The organism is Paraburkholderia sp. A1BS-2L, assembly GCF_051125205.1.
Lineage (GTDB): Bacteria > Pseudomonadota > Gammaproteobacteria > Burkholderiales > Burkholderiaceae > Paraburkholderia.
Window position 1 is genome coordinate 552,876 of the sequence record NZ_CP120430.1, and the last position, 18,155, is coordinate 571,030.

Genomic DNA, 18,155 nt, shown 5'->3' on the forward strand with positions numbered 1-18,155 from the left:
CGTTATGCACTTCCTGTATTCCGATATGCAAATGTTTTACAACATGAATATCAAACGCATTCGCGGCGCATGAATTTAGCTGTTTACTCCACCCTGTACAGGAATTGACGACGATGAAAAAGAAGACCCTGGTTTTTGCTGCGGCGACTGCGGCTTTTGCGGGCGCAGCCCATGCCCAGAGCAGCGTGACGCTGTACGGTATCGTCGACGCCGGACTGACCTATGTGAGCAACGAAGCGAGCCGGACTTCCACCATCACGCCGAACGGGCTGGCCGATGGCAAGGCGACGGTTGGGCTGTTCAGCGGCAATGTGCAAAAAAGCCGCTGGGGTTTGCGCGGCGTTGAAGATCTCGGCGGCGGCCTGAAGACAATCTTCACTCTCGAAAGCGGTTTCAATGTCGCGAACGGCACCCTCGAGAACAGCGCGCTTTTCAATCGTCAGGCTTATGTCGGTCTCACGCATAACGACTACGGCACGCTGACGCTGGGCCGCCAATACGATTCCGTGGTCGATTACCTGGGCCCGCTTTCGGCAACGGGCACGTGGGGCGGCACCTACTTCGCTCACCCGTTTGACAACGACAACCTCAATAGCTCAATCAGCCTCAGCAATACGGTGAAGTACCAGAGCCCGGTCTACGCCGGCTTCTCGGCGAACGCCCTGTATGGCTTCTCCAACAGCTCGGGCTTTGCGGACAATCGCGCGTATAGCTTTGGTGCGGGCTACGAGTTCAGCGGCTTCAAATTCGGCGCCGCCTACCTGCAGCTTCAAGGGCTGAATACCAACAACCCCAATGGCGCAGTGCAGGGAACGCAGACGTTCGTCACCGTCAATCTGCCGGGCACCCAGAACCAGCGCACTTGGGGTGTGGGTGGCAGCTATGCGTTCGGCCCGGCGCTGGTTGGCCTCGTGTTCACGCAGACCCGTCTGCAGAACCAGATCGCCAACAGCTCGCTGCGGTGGAACAACTTTGAAGTCAACGGCCGCTACAACTTGACGCCGCAGTTCTACCTTGGCGCCGTGTACACCTACACGCAAGGCCTGCGCAACACGCCGGCAAGCGGCACGTCGAACAACCTTTCCGCGCACTGGAACCAGTTCGGCCTGCAGGCCGACTACGCGCTGTCGCGCCGCACCGACCTCTATGGCGAGACCATGGCCGTCCTCGGCGCGAACAACCAGAACGGTTTCAACGTGGCGCAAGTCAACGGTACGGGAGCACCGTCGACGAGCCGCAACCAGGTGGTCGTGAGCGCGGGTATCCGTCACCGCTTCTAACGTGTCGCGGTATGGCCTTGGGCAGGCCTGCTGGCCTGCCCGCCGCTCTTCGTTGTAACTCCGATTACCCGCCTCGCGCGGGTTTTTTTCTGCCTGGAATACCCTAAGCGTAAAAAAATAGGCCCCAAACAGGCCGCCGCTTTCGCTAGAATTTGCTTTCATCGAGGCGAAAAGCATATTTGTGTTGTTGCCGTCGTATCGAATCACAAATACTGCTCACCTCATTCATCTCATACCGGAGGCGAGCGTGCCAGGTTTACTCCCCAATGTCGACCGCGAGGGACTCCTCGAATATTCAGTGGTCTACACCGACCGCTCGATCAACCATATGTCGCAGCTCTTTCAGGGCGTCATGCGCGACATTTCCGGTCTGCTGAAAAAGGTCTACAACGCGAAGGCGGCCATTGTGGTCCCGGGCAGCGGAACTTTCGGCATGGAAGCCGTGGCCCGGCAGTTCGCGACGAATAAAAAGTGTCTGGTCATCCGCAACGGCTGGTTCAGCTTCCGCTGGTCGCAGATCTTCGACATGGGCGGCATTCCGTCCGAATCAGTCGTATTGAAGGCCCGCCCGGTCGAGCCCGGCAGGCAAGCCGCCTATGCACCAGCCCCGATTGAAGAAGTCGTCGCTGCCATCAAGGCGCACAAGCCCGATCTGGTTTTCGCCCCGCATGTCGAAACGGCATCGGGGATGATCCTGCCCGACCATTATTTGCGCGCAGTGGCCGACGCCGTGCATGCGGTCGGCGGCATGTTCGTGCTCGATTGCATCGCCTCCGGCACGATCTGGGTCGATATGCAGGCAAGCGGCGTCGATGTCCTGATCAGTGCGCCGCAAAAGGGCTGGAGCGCCTCGCCCTGCTGCGGGCTGGTCATGCTCAGCCCGCTCGCGCGCGAAAGAATCGACGCCACCACCAGCACCAGCTTCTCCTGCGACCTGCGCAAGTGGCTGCAGATCATGGAAGCCTACGAGAACGGCGGTTTCGCATACCACGCCACGATGCCCACGGACAGCCTCGCGACGCTGCGCAACGTGATGAAGGAAACCGAGGCTTACGGCTTCGACAAGGTGCGGGCGGAGCAGCTCGAACTCGGCAAGCGCGTTCGCGCGCTGCTGGAGAGCAAGGGGTTCAGGAGCGTGGCGGCCGAGGGTTTTCAGGCGCCGGGCGTGGTGGTCAGCTACACCGACGACGATGGCATCCGCTCCGGCAAGAAGTTCGCCGATGTCGGCTTGCAGGTCGCCGCCGGCGTTCCCCTGCAATGCGACGAGCCGGAGGACTTCAAGACCTTCCGCCTCGGGCTGTTCGGCCTCGACAAACTGCATGATGTCGATAGCGCGCTCGCCAGACTCGCCAACGCGCTGGATCGTATCCTTTAAAGCGCGTCTTCAGTTTCAGGCGGCCGCTCGCGCGGCCGCCGGCTCATACCTTCTCCGCCTCTCTCGCGGTAACGAGCGCTTCGTATTCTTCATCGCTCATCGCCGGGCCCGGCTGGCCCTCCCATTTCGCCACGACCGCCGCGGCCGCGCCGTTGCCGGGCACGTTGGGCGGCCGCGCGCCCCATGTCGAGGAACGTATCCGTGCGGAGGATCAGCCACAACCCCGCTTCGGGAAGTCAGTGCGCCACGTTGAAAATCAGTGATCCTGATGACTTGCCGGCGCGTTATCAGACGCAGCGCCGAGCGTGTCTTGTGGCCGAGCAGGTAAGCGGCGAGGCTATCGGGGCCTCATACTGCACGCACTTTTTCATCCACGCAGGCGAGTGCACGACAAGGTCATACTATCAATGACCTTACGTGCGCCTTGATTTAACGGCGCGCAGCGGTTTAATCGAGCACGCGCCCGCTCGCGTTAAAATATGCGCATTACCCTCAACACCCCACCCGCCGATGTCCAGCTACAAAGAATTGATCGCCCAGCGCGAGCAGCTCGAGGCCCAGCTTCAGGAAGCGTTCAAGGAAGAACGCGTGAACGTGCTCGACGAGATCATCTGCAAGATGAAGCTTCACAGAATCACGCTCGATGACATTCGCGGCCCTGTGCAAGCCGCGAAGGCCAGCAAGGTGCCGCCGAAGTATCGCGACCCGGCAACCGGCGCGGAATGGTCGGGGCGCGGCAAGCCGCCGAACTGGATCAAGGACGAGCCGGACCGGACGAAGTTTCTGATTAACCACTAATCGGAAGCCGGCTCTGCGAGACTCAGGGCCGCAGCCAGCCCTGGCGAATGGGAAGCGCAAGCAGCATGCGGTACAGCGTGACGGCAAACTGCGTGAGCGGCGTGCCGTACGCACCCCAGACCGGCGTAATCACCGCGTAGACGAGGCACGAGATCACGAGTGCGCCGATCATGTCGAACGGAAAGTGCACGCCGAGAAAGACCCGCGCCCAGGCAATCGCCACTCCCGCGACCAGCGCGAGCAAACCGCTGCGCACCATGCCGCCCAATAGCAACGTGAGCACGAACACCGAGCACACGGTCCCGTGATCGCTCGGAAACGACGAGTCGGGCGCGTGCTCGAAGAAGGTATGCCCAAGCCCGATCACGAATGGCCGCGGATGCGGCCAGGCGAAAGCGATCGCCTGATTGATGCCCAGCGTAACCAGCGCGACCACGCACACCCGAAGGGCGATGGCGCGCTTGCGCTCGTCGCCGGACAGCCACATCAGCACCAGCGCGAGCGGCACCAGCAGGATCAAGTCGTTCGCGACAACGAGCGCCGTTTCGATGAGCCAGTGCGGCGTGGCCGGCGTGGCGTTGATCGCGAGAAAGAGCGAACGGTTCAATGCTTCGAGTGTTTCCATTGCAAAAGTCGAATTCAGATTGATGTACAGGCGCTTGTTTCAGCGCCAGGCTGCGCGAGCCGCTGCCGCGCCGGAAAGCGCACGCGGACCGTCAGCCCCCGGCCATCGGCCCCGCTGTCGAGCGTAACGTACGCCTGATGCTGCTCGGCAATGCGCCGCACGATCGAAAGCCCCAGCCCGCTGCCCGAAATCGCCTGGGCTGCATGGCCGCCGCCACGATAAAAGCGCTCCCACACACGCTCGCGATCCCGCTCGGGAATCCCTGGGCCGTTGTCGCTGACTTCGAGCACCGCGCACGGGCCCTCCTTGCGCACCACAACGTCGACGCGCGCGTGCGCGCCGGCATAGCGAATCGCGTTATCGACCAGGTTATTGAGCAGCACGCGCAGGTTCTCGCCATAACCGCGCACGCTCACCGCCTGCTCGCCCGCGAGCCCGAGGTCGATCTGGCTCGCCTCGGCAAGCCGCACGCGCTCGGCCACCACAGAGCGCGCGAGCGCGGTCAGATCGACTTCCTGCCTTCCTTCGCGGCCCATATCGTGAGTGTCGGGATCGAGCCGCGCGAGTGTGAGCAGCTGCGCGACCAGGTGCGCGAGCCGCTCCGTACCCGAGCGGATCTGCATGACGATTTCGTCGCGCTCCTGCACGCTCTCCGCTTTCGGCAATAGTTCGGCCTGCAGACCAAGCCCCATGATCGGCGTGCGCAATTCGTGCGCGGCATCCGCGATGAAATGCTTCTGCAAGGTAAAGGCTTGATCGAGTCGCACGAGCAGGTCGTTGAGCGCGTCCACGAGCGGCTTCACTTCGTTGGGCATCTGCGACGTTTCTATGGTCTGCATGTTGTTGGCGTCGCGGCGCTTGAGCCCCGAAGCCACCTCGCGCAGCGGCCGCAAGCCGTAGCCGATGCCGAACCACAGCAGCAGCGCGACCACCGGCACCAGCGAAAGCACCGGCCAGAACAGATGCATCGAGACCTCGGCCAGCGCCTCCCAGCGTGCGAGGCGCGCCTGCGCCACACGCACCAGCATGGTCCCGCTCGGGCTCGCCCAGGTGTGCCAGACCTGGCCGTCGACGGTCATGTCGGCATAGCCCGGGCCTTGTGGCGCAGGCAGCCGCGCATCGGGGTCGCTGCTGAACACGAGCTTGCGGTCTTCCCACACTTGCAGCAGCACGCCGTGCGACTGCTTGCCCGAAAGCCGGCCCTTGCGGTCCGCGCCCGTGAGCGAGAGACGGCCGTCGGCGTCCACCACCACGTGCCGCGCGACCGCCTTCATCTGGTCGTTGAGGATTTCGTCGATCTCGCCCAGCGAGCCCCACCAGGTGGCCGCGCTCGCCAGCACGCCGGCGAACAGCATGGACGGCAACAGCCACAGCAACAGGCGCCGGCGCAGCGACGACATGAACCAGCGCGCGGAACGCGCACGCAACGTGGTCATTCGATCTTCCCGATACCGTAGCCCACGCCGCGCACATTGCGGATGGCATCCGAGCCCAGCTTGCGGCGCAGGTTGTAGACGTGCACCTGAATGGCGTTGCTCTCGATTTCCTCGTTCCAGCCATACAGGCGTTCTTCGAGCTGCTCGCGCGTGACGATGGCGCCCGGATCGCGCATCAGCTCTTCGAGCAGCGCGAATTCGCGCGCCGTGATGGAGATTTCCTGATCGTGGAGCCAGCAGCGGCGCCGCGCCGGATCCAGCCGCAACGCGCCCGCCGTCAGCATGGCCTGGGCACGCCCGGCCTGGCGGCGGTTCGCGACGCGGATGCGCGCGAGCAGTTCCTCCAGCGCGAATGGCTTGACGAGATAATCGTCGGCCCCGCCATCGAGCCCGGCGACGCGGTCCGGCACGCTGTCGCGCGCGGTAATGACGATCACGGGAGTCGAGTCGTCGCGCTTGCGCAATGCGGCAAGCAGCGTCATGCCATCCTGGTTCGGCAAGCCCAAATCGAGCAGCACGAGCCCATAGACCGTGGTGCGCAGCGCCAGCGCGCCGGCGTCGCCGTCCTGCACCCAGTCCACGGCAAAGCCTTCCCGACGCAAGCCGATGCGCAGCCCATTGCCGATCAGCGGATCGTCCTCAACCAGCAGTATTCGCATGCTGTCGCCATCTCCTGTACTGGCCGGTTCTCCAAAATAGGCTCACGAGCTTACCTTTGCGCAGATTAAGAGAGCATTAACGCGACGGACCGCGCCGCTGCTCCCGCTTCATACGGACTTCAGTCTCGCTTTCGTAGACTGCTTCCTGTCGCGGCCTCGGGGGCCGCACCTTTGAACAAGGAAAACCGATGAAAAAGCTCATTATCGCCGGCCTGATCGCAACCTTCGCTGCGGCTGCGCATGCCCAGTATACGGGCCCGGGCGAGCGGCCCGCGGCCACGACGGTCCAGCAGTTGGCCAGCGCGGGCAAGGACGACCAGCGCGTGGTGCTGCGCGGTCAAGTGGTGAAATCGCTCGGCGATGAGAAATATACGTTCAAGGACAGCACCGGCGAGATTCCGGTCAAGATCGACGCGAGGCACTGGCCGTCGGGGCAGCCGGTAAACGACACCACCACCGTCGACCTCACGGGCAAGTACGACAAGGAATGGTTCGGCACGCCAAAGGTCAAGATTCACGACGTGAAGGTCGTGCAATAACCGGCACGGCGCATTCCATCAGGAATGCAGATTATCGTGCGGCAGGCCAGAAAGAGGCCGTGCCCTTTCTTTGAGCATGAGAATGCGCACGGGAACGTGCGCGAAGCCGTGCGCCCTCGCCGGCGCGCGGCTTCGTTCCTGCACTACATCAGATCTTCTGGTCAACGGCGAGGTGCTCGCCGTTCTCGCCGCGCTTGCCCGCCTTGCCGACATGCTTGCCATCGTGCTTGCCCGGATGCGAGACCGCATGCATGCTCGCGCGATCGGCGGCACGCTCATGGCCGGTATCGCGATCGGCGGACAAATGGCCGTTCGTGTTGGCCTCGCCCTTGCCGCTCATATGACCGCCCGACATGCCGCCCGCAGCGTGGCCGCCGCTCATTCCGCCGCCCATTCCGCCGCCGACACCGCCATTGCCCCCTCCGTTGCCGCCGCCATTACCTCCGCCATTGCCGCCACCGCCGGCACCTGCGAATGCCGGTGCGCTTGCGCAAGCCACCAGAAAGGCGGACACCGCAACGATTGCTCGTACTTTTGCCATCATCTTCTCCCCAAAATTCGCTTCGATGAGGGATTGTATGAGCGCCGATATCGCCCGCACGCGTCAGATATGTAATCGTCTGTAAAAGCTGTTTCGGGCCGGTTTTCAGCCGGTTTTTAGCCGCTTACCCGCGGGTCTGCCGCCAGTTTCGGGCCGGATCGGACCCGCCCGTGCGCCGGCCCTGGGGCGTGCCGGCGAGGCGTAGAAAGCCAGTTCATCAAAACCGGTAGTCGAGCGCCGCGAACGTGGTCAGTTCGCGGCGGCTTTCGGTGATCGGGCTGCCCGCGGCGTAGTGCTGCAAACGCCCGAGCGTCGCGTTCACGGAGCCCACCCAGTGCTTCGAAAAATCGTGCGACGCGTAGAGCGTCATGTGCAGGTCGCGCACGCCGGAACCCGTTGCGTACTGCGGCAAGCCCGACGCCGCGCTCTGCGCCGCCGACACGCCGAACAGTGTGCGCGTATAAACGGCATTGGCCCATGTGAGCCCCGGGCCGACCGAAAGGAGCCAGCCCTGCAGCGGCAACGACGCGTACAGGTCGGCGCTGGCCGTCGTTCCCTGACCATTGCCGCTGATGTCCTGATACATGGCCACTGCACCGGTGAAAGCCCACACGGTGTAGTCGGCGAACAGGCGCAGCTTCGGGCCCTCATCGACATTGCCGAGGCCGTGCAGATGCGGTTCGTCCGCGACGTTGCGCGACTGGAAGTCGAAGCTCAGCGACGCGCCCACGTGATAGTTTTCCCCAGTCAGCACGTTGATGCCGAGCACGTCCGGCCCCTGCGAAAAAATGCGGTCGCGGTACGAGATGTCGAGCGCCGGGAACGGATACACCTTCATGTGCTTCGCGCCCGGATACTGCGGCGCGAAGTACGCGCCGGGGCCGATTGCAATCTTCCAGGGCGAGTCGGCCTGCGCCCCTGACTGCGACCCGGCCCGCGCAGCGGCAGCGCTTTGCTCAGGCGCCGCTGCGTCGTCGGCCCATGCCGTGCGCGCCAGCGCGAGCACCATGACAGCGGCGCACGCGATGCGTGCCGTCGATATGAACGGCTTCATGCTTTCTTCCTTCCCACGGCGGCCAGCTGGCGCAAGCGCCGCGCGAGCGCCTTCGAAACAACCGGTTGATTGGACGCGTCGCCCGAGCCGCGCGCCACTTCGCTCTCGCGCAGGAACAGCGCGGTTTCGCGCGCCACGATCTCGCGCTCGTTGTCCGAGGTGATCATGTGGTACGAGTCGTCGAGCCACAGCGTGCGCAGAAAATTCGCGCCGACATGGTCGATCACATAGCGCGGGTTGCGCGGGCTCGAGGTCTCGTCGTCGATGGCGTGAATCACGAGCGTGTCGGTCTCGATGCTCGGGACGTCCTTGCGCGCGGCGCGCGACAGACGCAACGCCTGGTGCAGCGCGGGCAGCGAGATCGTCGACGGCCCCACCTCGCTGAACGCATTGCGCTGCATGGCGCGCGCGATCTTCTTGCGCAACGCCTCGTTGCGCACGCCGAACGGTTCCGCCTCGCGATACCGGTAGCGGTGGCGCAGCGGCGTGTAATACGCCCAGTCGAGCAGAAAGCGATACCACGGTATCGCCCAGCCGTCGTAGGCGAGCGTGAGCGAAAGCAGCACCAGCGACTGCGCGGCGGGCCGCTCGCGCACGAGCCGCAGCGCGAGCGCGCCGCCAATCGAAAGGCCGCAGACGGACACGCGCTCGTAGCGTGTCGCAAGCGCATCGAACTCGCGCACCGCGCCCTCGACCCAGCGTTCCATGACCTGCTCGCGCGAGCCCGCGCTATACCCTTCGATGAGCGGCGCGCGGACCGTGAATCCTTCGTTCTGCAAATAACGCGCGAGGTAGCGCAGCTCAATCGGCGAGCTCGACAGCCCATGCAGCAGCAAGACCGCGTGGCCATCGCCTTCGCTGAAGATGCCCTCGGGCTGAACCGCTGATGCGGGCGCCTCGGGCGCGGTCCGCTCCATTTCGACCGTCGTCATCTCAGCGCTCTGTGCGCAGCACGAGAAAATCGCCCGCGTGCGTGGTGAAGCGTTCGCAGCTGCAATTCGTCATGCGGAACTCGCGCTCGTTCGACTCGCGCCGCAGACGCACCCGGTGCTGCCCCGGCCACAGCGCTTTGCTCACGCGCTGGATGTCCTCGGGATGCACCGCGTCGAATAGCGGGCCCGGCGCGACTTCGGTCGCCGCCGGCAATGCCGCAATACTCTGCCCCACGCTCGCGCGCTGCGCGGCATCGCGCTCGAGCGCCTTGATGAGGATGAAGCCGTCGTGGTGCTGCGCGAGATGGCGCAGCAGGCGATGTGTCTCGTCGACGGCGCGGCGCGCCAGCACGCGCTCGTTGTCGTGCCGCAGCAGCATCTCGTAGCGCGACTGAGCCACTTCAGCGAGCAATTGGCCGCGAAACTGTTCACGCCGCAAACGCTCGATCAAGGTCATCACGATGATCGTCAGGAACGGATAAGACACCAGCAGGACCACATCCCGACGATCGAGGTAGCTGAGGTTCCCGTAAGGAGGGACGAACAGAAAGTCGGCAATGCCGAGCCCGAGCACCATGACGACCGCTGCAGGCGCGAGGCCCAAATAGTATTCGACCAGCGAAGCCGCAATGCAGAACAGCGTTCCCGGCATCATCGGCCCGAGCACGGGGTGCAGCGCGATGCGGATGGCACTCGCGACGGCGAGCGCGGCAGCGGCCAGCCACCAGCGGCGCGGGCCTCGGGGTGCCCAGTTGCGGGCATTGCGGACTTTCATGTCTGGTTCAATGCCCCGGCATTCAGACAGGCCGGCGCAGGTCGATGGCGCAATCAACGGCGGCTGGCGCTGCGTTGTTGTCGCGTTGTAACGAGGGCGGGAAGACAGGGCCAGTGGCGATGGCCGACACCGGAACGTCCAAAAATATGACGAATCCTTCCACTGGTGGCTATGTTACTGACCTTTGCATACAATCAGCTTTCGGCAGCAGGAATTGACACAAATTAAAAGACGTGGCGGTTTCAGCCTGCGCCGATAGCTCCGCCCCGGTCCTGATTCGTAGACTTCCGGCCCCGCACCGGCATCCCGGCCGTGCGGCTAGCCAGCCTACGGACCCGTGACCGCCTTCCCGATTTCCCTTCGCATCGCCTGTGCCGCACTGTTCGGCGTGCTGTCCGCGTTCATCGCCTCCATCGCACTCGCGGCACCATCCGTCCCCGTGGCGGCGCCGATGCCCGGCGCGATCGGTACGCCCGCGCCGCGCCGGCCGCGCATCTGCCTGGCGTTGTCGGGCGGCGGCGCGCGCGGCTATGCGCATATTGGCGTGCTGCGCGAACTCGAAAGGCTGCACGTGCCGGTGGACTGCATCGCCGGCACCAGCATGGGTGCCGTGATCGGCGGGCTCTACGCGAGCGGCTTGTCCGCCGACCAGATCGAACACGCGCTCACCGCGCTGAACCTGAACGACGTGGCGTACGATCGCGACGCCCGCGAGCACTGGCCGCAGTCCATGCGCGAGGATAACCTCGCCTACCCCATCGGCATGCCCGTGGGCTTCGGCAACGGCCAGTTGAAGATGCCCAACGGTCTCGTGCAGGGCAACAAGCTCACGGCGCTGTTGCGCGCCAACACCGCGCAAATTCCCGCGGACGTGGACTTCGACCGGCTGCCGATTCCATATCGCGCCGTGGCGACCGATCTCGAGACCGGCGAGCGAATCGTGTTGCACGACGGCTCGCTCCCGCAAGCCATTCGCGCGAGCATGGCGGTGCCTGGCCTGTTCGCGCCCGTCAAGATCGGAGGCCGCACGCTGATCGACGGCGGCCTCGCGTCGAATCTGCCGATCGATATTGCGCGGCAGATGGGCGCCGATATTGTGATTGCCGTCGACATCGGCACACCGTTGAAACGCGCCGACCAGATCACGTCGATGGCGGGCGTCACGTCGCAAATGCTTCGCCTGATGATGACGCGCAACGTGCTCGAGCAAAAGGCCACGCTGCGTCCGGCCGACGTGCTGCTCGAGCCGGATCTGGGCGAGCTCTCGTTCAGCGACTTCGGCGCGATGCAGCAGGGCGTGGCCGCCGGCACCGCGTCTGCGCTGGCGCACGCCACGCAGCTGGCCGCGCTCTCGATCGGCGACGCCCACTATGCGGCGTATCGCGCCGGCCTCTCCCATGAGGTGTTCCTGCCGCCCGGCACGCGCATCGACCGCATCGACATCGCCACGCACGGCAACGTGCCGGCAAGCCGCGTGCAGGCGGCGCTGCAGGTCAAGCCGGGGGATGTGTACGACGCCGCCGCCATCGACAGGCATCTGGGCACGCTGATCAACACCGCCGACCTCGAAAGCGTCTCGCAGTCGTTGAGCGGGCCGCCCGGGGATCGCGTGCTGCACGTGGACGCCACCACGAAGAGTTGGGGGCCGAATCTGCTGCTGTTCGGACTTGGCGTGTCGACCAACTTCAACGGCGACGGCGGCTTCACGTTGCAAATCGGCCATCGCCTGCCCTGGATCACGGAGAGCGGGCTCTCGTGGCGCAACGACGTCGTGCTCGGCAGCCGCGATCTGGGCTGGCGCACGGAGCTGCGTCAGCCGCTCCTTCACAGCGACGTGTACGTTGCCCCTTACGCATCGATCCGGCGCAACGACATCAATCTCTACCCCGACGACAACACCGACGCCAAGGAAAACAGCCGCCCGATCGCCTCGTACATGCAGCAGGATTTGCGCGCCGGGCTCGGCCTCGGCGTGCCGCTCGGCACCTGGGGCAAGGCGCGCGCGGGCATCGCACAAGTCTGGACTGCATATCATCCGCGCTCGTCCATCATTACGGCGACCGACAATGGCGAAGGCGACTGGTCATATCAGGCCGCCGCGCTATCCGCCGGGTCGACGAGCCAGACGGTGGGCACGGTCGGCATGACGGTCGATCAACTCGACGATTCGCTCTTTCCGCGCCACGGCTTCTACCTCGACAGCGGCGCGCAATTCAGCCTGAACCGGAACGACGGCAGCTACAACATCGCGCAGGCGCGCGGCCTGTGGGCGGCGAGCCACGGCATCTATAGCGTGAATGCGGCGCTCGAAGCAGGCGGGCAATTCGGCGGCAATCGCGATTCGTCGGCCTATATGTTCAACCTCGGCGGCTTCCAGCGGCTCTCCGCGTACGCCCCCGACCAGTTCAGCGGCAGCTATATTCTCTACGGACGCGTGACCGGCTTCGCGCAGCTCTCGAAGTTCGATTCCGGGCCGTTGCGCGGCGTGTTCGCTGGCGCGAGCCTGGAGGCCGGCAATGTCTGGAACTCGCCCCAACACTTCGCGCGCGGCCCCTGGCTTACCAGCGCGAGCGTGTTTGCCGGCTCGACAACCGTGATCGGGCCCGTGTACCTGGGGCTGGCCATGGCGCCGGGCGGCACCTACAACGTCTATTTCCAGCTTGGCAACCGGTTCTGAGAATGGCGGGAACCCTCGCGCCCGTGGGCGGGCGCCTCGTCAACCACGACGCCGCAACAAACTTTACACGTCGTTACACGCGCGCAGCGGACGGCCCGCCGGGCATTCCTTATACTCCCGCGCATCCGCCTTCTCGATCATGCTCGCCGCGCCCAATGCGACGCCGATGCACACCAGACCCATGACCATGTTCTCTACCCAGTCCACCCTGATCGTCGCCCTTGCCACCGCCGCCAGCCTTTCGCTTTCGGCGTGCGTCGCGCCGGGCTATCCGCAAGGCTATACGCCGTACGGTGCACAGCAACAAGGCTACCAGGGCCAGCCGGTCTACGCGCAACCGGGCACCGTGCAGCAGCCGTATCAGCAGCAACCCTATCAACAGCCGCAATATCAGCAACCGTACGACTCGCAGTACGGCAATCAGAGCAGCAGCCAGTACGGGAATCAATACGGCACGCAGTATGGCACCATCGCGAACATTCGCGCTATCAGCAACGCCACGGGTGCTTCAGGCATCGCAGGCACCGTAGTGGGCGCGCTGGTGGGCGGCGTGGTGGGCAATCAGTTCGGCGGCGGCCATGGCCGCGACGTGGCGACGGTTATCGGCGCGCTTGGCGGCGCCTACGCGGGCAACCAGGTCGGCCAGAGCATGGGCCAGCCCGCGGGCTATCGCATCGACGTCCAACTGAGCGACGGTTCGATGCGCTCGTTCGACGTGCCGACGCCGGGCGACCTGCGCCCCGGCGAGCGCGTCCAGGTGAACGGCAGCCAGCTTTCGCGCTATTGATGTAAAAACGCGTTCGATTCGTCATCCTGAAGAATCGAACGCGTCAACGCTGGATTGCTCACTGCGCAGTGCTGCCATGCACTGCCGTCGATTACTCGGCAAACTCCTCCACATGCTCGCGATTGGCCGCATACGCCTGGCTCCGCATGCCGCGCACGAAGCGGCGCCCGTTGGGCCCGTACACCGCATCGGGTTCCGGGAACATCCCCAGCAGCGCCAGATACAGCGCGCCACCCGCGATCAGCGAAGCCGGCACGCTCAGGTCGCAGCCGCCCGCGAGATTGCCCAGCGGCCCGACGAACTGCCCCGGCAGATTCACGAACGCCAGCCCGATAAACGCGGCCGGCAGCCACGCGCCCATCGCACGCAGATTCCAGCCGCGCGTGAACCAGTAATGGCCGCCGCGTCCGCCACGATTGAAGATCTGCAGGTCGTCGGCGAGATAGAAGCCGCGGCGCTGCAAGAAGCCAATCACCATGATCGCCATCCACGGGCAGCTGAAGGTGTCGATGAGCGTCGAGAACGTCGAGACGCTCTCCACCAGATTGAACGCGAAGCGGCCCGCGAAGATGAAGCCGATGGCGAACGTGCCGATCAGCAGCGTCGCACGCACGCGGTCGAGCAGCCTGGGGAACATGCTCGACATGTCGAGGCCCGTGCCGTATAGCGCAGTGGTGCCCGTCGACATCCCGCCGATGATCGCGATCAGGCACATCGGCAGCAGGAACCAGCGCGGCGAGACCGCGAGCAACCCGCCCACGTAATCGTTCGAAGCGATATAGCTGGGCGCATGCGTGGCGATGATGGTGGCCGTGGCAAGACCGAAGAAGAACGGCACGAAGGTGGCGATCTGCGCGGCAAACACGGCGCCCATGATGCGATGGCGCGGCGTGGTTTCGGGAATGTAGCGCGCCCAGTCGCCGAGCGTCGAGGCGAACGACACCGGGTTGCTCAGCGCGACGAGCACGGAGCCCACGAACGCGGCCCAGAAGCCCGCGCCGCCCGCTTGCAGCGTGCCGGCATAGTTGATATCGAACGTGCCCGCGAACGCAAATGCACCGACGATGAACATGAGGCTGGCGGCCCACACCGCAATCTTGTTCACCCACAGCATGAAGCGAAACCCGTAGATGCAAACGATCAGCACGAGCACCGCGAAGATCATGTACGCAGTGCCGAGCGTCCAGTGATTGACCGGCACGTCCGCGAGGTTGTGCGCACCGCCCACGAGCGCATCGCCCGAGCTCCACACCGCCAGCGAGAAGAACGCAATCGAAGTCAGCAGCGCAAGAAACGAGCCGACGATCCGCCCATGAATGCCGAAGTGCGCGCCCGAGGAAACCGGATCGCTGGTGCCGTTGCGCGGACCGAACAGGCTCATCGGCGCGAGAATGCAGGTGCCCACGAGCACGCCCAGCACAATCGCGTAGACGCTCGCCCTGAACGAAAGGCCGACCAGAACGGGAAAACTGCCGAGCACCGAAGTGGAGAAGGTATTGCAGCCGCCGAACAGCAGCCGGAAGAGATCGATGGGACGCGCATAGCGCGAAGCGTCGGGAATGCGCTCGAAGCCGAATGCTTCGATCTGCGTAATACTGGTATTTTCAGCCATGATGTCTCACTCCTTGGCGCACCGGCACGGCGCCGCCCCGAGGATCGCTCGAGGCCGGCCGGTACAAGTCTCAGGCGGTCACTCTAAATTAGTCGAGTGCGCGCCATATTGCGTATTTAAAACGTTCACTTCGAGCCCGCGCGATGTATGCGCACACGCATCACGCGCACGCCGGCTCCTCCACCAGGACACGCGCACCGTACACATTGAGCAAGTCGTCGCAGAAAGCGCGCACGATCGGCTTGTCCGCTGCGCCACGTTTGATCGCAAGGTGTAGCGGCACGTCGAAGCCGAACGCCGAACGCCCGAGCACGCGAATCAGGCCACGCTGCTCGAAAGTCTGCGCGTGATGCTCCGGCAGGTAGCCGATATGGCTGCCCGAGAGAATCAGCACGGTGGCGGCGTCGATGCTGTCCGCGATGGCGGTCACCTGACGCTCGCCGATGCTCGCAAGCTCTTCGGGCACCGGGTAGCTGCGCCAGATCCAGTCGTGCGCGCGCAGGTCGTCGAGCGTGACGTGCGGCTCCGCGTGAAAAAGCGGATGCCCGCGCCCGCAGCAGATCACCTGGCGCTCGCTGAATAGCTCGGTATAGGTGAGCCCGGCCACGCGGTGCCAGAAGTAGCCGATCGCGAGATCGAGCTGCTGATTCACGAGGCCTTCTTCGAGCTCCTGCGGCGGCGCGACGCGCATCGCGAAGCGCACGGCCTGGTCACGCTTGCGAAATGCGCCGATGGCTTCGGCAAGACGGGCGTTCTCCACCTGCGAGGCCTGCCCGATCAAGCCGATCGACAGCGTGCCCACGAGCTTGCGGTCGATGTCGCGCACCTGCGCGACGAACTGCGAAGTCGCCGCCAGCAGCGCGCGCGCCGACGCCACGAAGCGCTCGCCCTTCGACGTCAGGCGAAAGCCGCCGCGCCCGCGCTCGCACAGCGTGAAGCCCACGCGCGCCTCAAGCGCGGAAAGCTGCGAGCTGATGGTCGACTGGCGCACACCGAGCGTGGCTTCGGCGGCGGTGATGCCGCGCGCGTCCACCACCGCGAGAAAGACCCGCACGAGGCGCAGGTCGAGGTCAGAGGTATTGGAAAACATGCCGACTCACACTCACACCGCAACTCACATCGGAAAGCCCATGGCCTTGATGCCCTTGATCCACGCGCGCTTCCAGCCGCCTTCGGCGTCGGCGCCATCGAAGGCATGGAAGGTGACCTTGGCCGCCAGCCAGCGCACCGGCTCGGGCGGAATCCAGCTCGGTCCCAGCCTGGCGATATCGAGTTCCTGCTCCGGGCTGTTGCGGCCGAACAGGATATTGAGGCCCATGAATGCGCCGAAGCGGCTCGCGGCCACGCCAAAACCCGTGTAGCCCGCAACGAACACGCCCTTGCCGCCGAGGTAGCGCTTGGCGAACACCGAGCCGCGCGAGCAATAGTCGATCGGGCCACCCCATGCATGCGAGAAGCGCACGTCGGAGAGTTGCGGGAAGGTCTTGTAGAACGCTTCCGCGAGCCGATAGTAGGTTTCGCGCTGCCCGTCCTGCGGCGGATGCGGATCGCCGTCGAAGTGATAGCTCACGAGGCCGCCGAAAATAATGTTGTTGTCTTTGGTGAGGCGGAAATAATTGAGTTGCGTGCGCGTGTCGTAAATGCCCTGGCGGTTCTTCCAGCCAATGCGCGCAAGCTGTTCTTCGGTGAGCGGCTCGGTGGCGAGCACGTGATCGCGCACTTGCAGCACGCGCCGGTTGATATCGGGAATGCCGACCTTGGCCGTGCCGCTGCCGAACAGCACGCGCGGCGCGCGCACGCTGCCGCCGAGCGTCTTGACGAACACGGTCTCACCCTCATCCTTCACGCTCGTGAGCGGCGAGTGCTCGTATAGCCGCACGCCGAGCGCGAGCGCCGCTCGCTTGAGGCCCCATGCCAGCTTGGCCGGGTGCACGATGCCACTACGATTGCGCGACCACAGCGCGCCCGCGAACAACGGCGAATCCAGCTGCTCGCGCGTGGCCTGCTCGCCCAATAGCACAACGTCGTGGCCGTGCTGCTTGTGCAGTACGTAGTCGGCGCGCAGATGCTCGACGTGGTCGGGGTCCACCGCCACCGTCATTTCGCCGTTCCATTCGATGTCGGCGTCAATGCCGTAACGCTTGAGCGTTTCTTCGAAGCCATCCAGATTGCGATGGCCGAATTCCTCGAGCTGCGCGATATCGTTCGGAAACACCCGCACCGCATTGGGCAGGCCGTGCATCACCGAAGTCGAGATGATGCCGCCCGCACGGCCCGATGCGCCATGCGCGACGCGGCCCGCTTCGATCACCACCACGTCGAGCTCGGGCATCTGCTCCTTGGCCTGCACGGCCGCCCACAGCCCCGTGAAGCCGCCGCCCACGATCAGCAGATCCGCCTGGGTGTCGCACGTGAGCTTGGGCTCGGCCGGCGGCTGGTCAGGGTTATCAAGCCAGTACGGCGAGAGCCTGGTGCGCGAGAGCGCATCTTCGACGCTCAGCGCGTTGGGCTTGCGGCCCGCCTGGCGCGCGGCGGCGGGCGCCGGCATGCCGGCTTCGTAGAGTTGCGCACTTTTACTCATGATGGCGTTCACTGCTTGAGGCGTGAGGGGAGCATGCCGCCCTCAAGAGGACGGCACGGCTTGACGCGGTTCCGGATTTAATGCCTGGTTTAATTACACGCTATTCCAGGTTATTCCTGGTTATTCCGGGTTTAAGGCTTATTGCTTTTCGAGCAGGACGTAGAACTTCCTGGCGTCTTCGATGGTTTCCCAGCGGCCTGCAAAGCCCGCCGGCAGCAGATAGCCCTCGCCTGCCTTGAATTCCTTGCGGCCGCCGTTCGCATCGGTGAGCGCGATCTTGCCTTCGACGAGCCACACGGCTTCGTCAGCGGTCGTCTCGGGGAAGTCCACCGCGCCCACCTTGCCTTCCCACCAGCCGATCACGTATTTGCCGCTCTGCCCCTCGGCCGCACGCCAGTCGCTTTCGTCCATGCCGAAATCGAGTTTGGTGAATTCGCCCAGGTCTGCGCCCAGTTGCACGATGTCCTGAATCAGCTTGCTCATG

Annotated in this window: 17 protein-coding genes; 6 read left to right on the forward strand and 11 right to left on the reverse strand. The window is 64.6% G+C overall.

Annotated features, from left to right (window positions below; all coding sequences use genetic code 11):
- Positions 1–113 precede the first annotated feature (113 nt).
- The 3 genes from P5W98_RS27040 (at position 114) to P5W98_RS27050 (ending at position 3,453) form a co-directional block, all read left to right on the forward strand.
- A complete protein-coding gene (locus tag P5W98_RS27040; RefSeq protein WP_421027798.1) occupies positions 114–1,280 on the forward strand; it encodes a porin in 1,167 nt (388 codons plus the stop codon).
- Positions 1,281–1,527: 247 nt separating this feature from the next.
- The gene (locus P5W98_RS27045) at positions 1,528–2,655 is read left to right on the forward strand and encodes an aminotransferase class V-fold PLP-dependent enzyme (protein WP_421028040.1); all 1,128 of its coding nucleotides are present in this window, start codon (positions 1,528–1,530) and stop codon (positions 2,653–2,655) included.
- Positions 2,656–3,165: 510 nt separating this feature from the next.
- Entirely contained in the window at positions 3,166–3,453 is a 288-nt protein-coding gene (locus P5W98_RS27050) for an H-NS family nucleoid-associated regulatory protein (protein ID WP_421027799.1), read from the forward strand.
- A gap of 22 nt (positions 3,454–3,475) precedes the next feature.
- Here the strand turns inward: P5W98_RS27050 and P5W98_RS27055 are convergent, their stop codons facing one another.
- The 3 genes from P5W98_RS27055 to P5W98_RS27065 are packed head-to-tail and all read right to left on the reverse strand — an operon-like array spanning position 3,476 to position 6,173.
- Entirely contained in the window at positions 3,476–4,078 is a 603-nt protein-coding gene (locus P5W98_RS27055; protein WP_421027800.1) for a phosphatase PAP2 family protein, read from the reverse strand.
- A 14-nt stretch (positions 4,079–4,092) separates the two neighbouring features.
- The gene (locus tag P5W98_RS27060) at positions 4,093–5,514 is read right to left on the reverse strand and encodes an ATP-binding protein (RefSeq protein WP_421027801.1); all 1,422 of its coding nucleotides are present in this window, start codon (positions 5,512–5,514) and stop codon (positions 4,093–4,095) included.
- Positions 5,511–6,173: a response regulator gene (locus P5W98_RS27065; RefSeq protein ID WP_421027802.1), complete on the reverse strand. Its 663-nt coding sequence runs from the start codon at positions 6,171–6,173 to the stop codon at positions 5,511–5,513. Before P5W98_RS27065 ends, P5W98_RS27060 begins: the two co-directional genes overlap by 4 nt.
- 188 nt (positions 6,174–6,361) lie before the next feature.
- Here P5W98_RS27065 and P5W98_RS27070 point away from each other — a divergent pair, with 188 nt between their 5' ends.
- Complete coding sequence (locus tag P5W98_RS27070) at positions 6,362–6,712, forward strand: YgiW/YdeI family stress tolerance OB fold protein (RefSeq protein ID WP_421027803.1); 351 nt, start codon at positions 6,362–6,364, stop codon at positions 6,710–6,712.
- A gap of 148 nt (positions 6,713–6,860) precedes the next feature.
- Here the strand turns inward: P5W98_RS27070 and P5W98_RS27075 are convergent, their stop codons facing one another.
- The 4 genes from P5W98_RS27075 to P5W98_RS27090 form a co-directional block, all read right to left on the reverse strand.
- The gene (locus P5W98_RS27075) at positions 6,861–7,256 is read right to left on the reverse strand and encodes a hypothetical protein (protein WP_434716995.1); all 396 of its coding nucleotides are present in this window, start codon (positions 7,254–7,256) and stop codon (positions 6,861–6,863) included.
- 214 nt (positions 7,257–7,470) lie between these two features.
- Positions 7,471–8,307, reverse strand: coding sequence for a MipA/OmpV family protein (locus P5W98_RS27080; RefSeq protein ID WP_421027805.1), 837 nt, complete (start codon positions 8,305–8,307; stop codon positions 7,471–7,473).
- Complete coding sequence (locus P5W98_RS27085; RefSeq protein WP_421028041.1) at positions 8,304–9,224, reverse strand: alpha/beta hydrolase; 921 nt, start codon at positions 9,222–9,224, stop codon at positions 8,304–8,306. Before P5W98_RS27085 ends, P5W98_RS27080 begins: the two co-directional genes overlap by 4 nt.
- 16 nt (positions 9,225–9,240) lie before the next feature.
- Positions 9,241–10,014, reverse strand: coding sequence for a DUF4118 domain-containing protein (locus P5W98_RS27090; RefSeq protein ID WP_421027806.1), 774 nt, complete (start codon positions 10,012–10,014; stop codon positions 9,241–9,243).
- Between the two features lie 337 nt (positions 10,015–10,351).
- Here P5W98_RS27090 and P5W98_RS27095 point away from each other — a divergent pair, with 337 nt between their 5' ends.
- Positions 10,352–12,691: a patatin-like phospholipase family protein gene (locus P5W98_RS27095; RefSeq protein WP_421027807.1), complete on the forward strand. Its 2,340-nt coding sequence runs from the start codon at positions 10,352–10,354 to the stop codon at positions 12,689–12,691.
- Between the two features lie 166 nt (positions 12,692–12,857).
- Entirely contained in the window at positions 12,858–13,478 is a 621-nt protein-coding gene (locus P5W98_RS27100) for a glycine zipper 2TM domain-containing protein (protein WP_421027808.1), read from the forward strand.
- A 91-nt stretch (positions 13,479–13,569) separates the two neighbouring features.
- On the opposite strand, the gene P5W98_RS27105 is transcribed toward P5W98_RS27100, so the two are convergent.
- The 4 genes from P5W98_RS27105 to P5W98_RS27120 all read right to left on the reverse strand — a co-directional run bounded on the left by P5W98_RS27105 (position 13,570) and on the right by P5W98_RS27120 (position 18,154).
- Positions 13,570–15,090, reverse strand: a complete 1,521-nt coding sequence (locus P5W98_RS27105; RefSeq protein ID WP_421027809.1) for a purine-cytosine permease family protein — start codon at positions 15,088–15,090, stop codon at positions 13,570–13,572.
- Between the two features lie 160 nt (positions 15,091–15,250).
- The gene (locus P5W98_RS27110) at positions 15,251–16,180 is read right to left on the reverse strand and encodes a LysR family transcriptional regulator (protein ID WP_421027810.1); all 930 of its coding nucleotides are present in this window, start codon (positions 16,178–16,180) and stop codon (positions 15,251–15,253) included.
- 24 nt (positions 16,181–16,204) lie between these two features.
- Positions 16,205–17,638 carry an NAD(P)/FAD-dependent oxidoreductase gene (locus P5W98_RS27115; RefSeq protein ID WP_421028042.1) on the reverse strand — a complete coding sequence of 478 codons (1,434 nt, stop codon included), beginning with the start codon at positions 17,636–17,638 and terminating at the stop codon, positions 16,205–16,207.
- Positions 17,639–17,809: 171 nt separating this feature from the next.
- On the reverse strand, positions 17,810–18,154 hold the full coding sequence (locus tag P5W98_RS27120) for a cupin domain-containing protein (protein ID WP_421027811.1): 345 nt from the start codon (positions 18,152–18,154) through the stop codon (positions 17,810–17,812).
- Position 18,155: the final 1 nt, after the last annotated feature.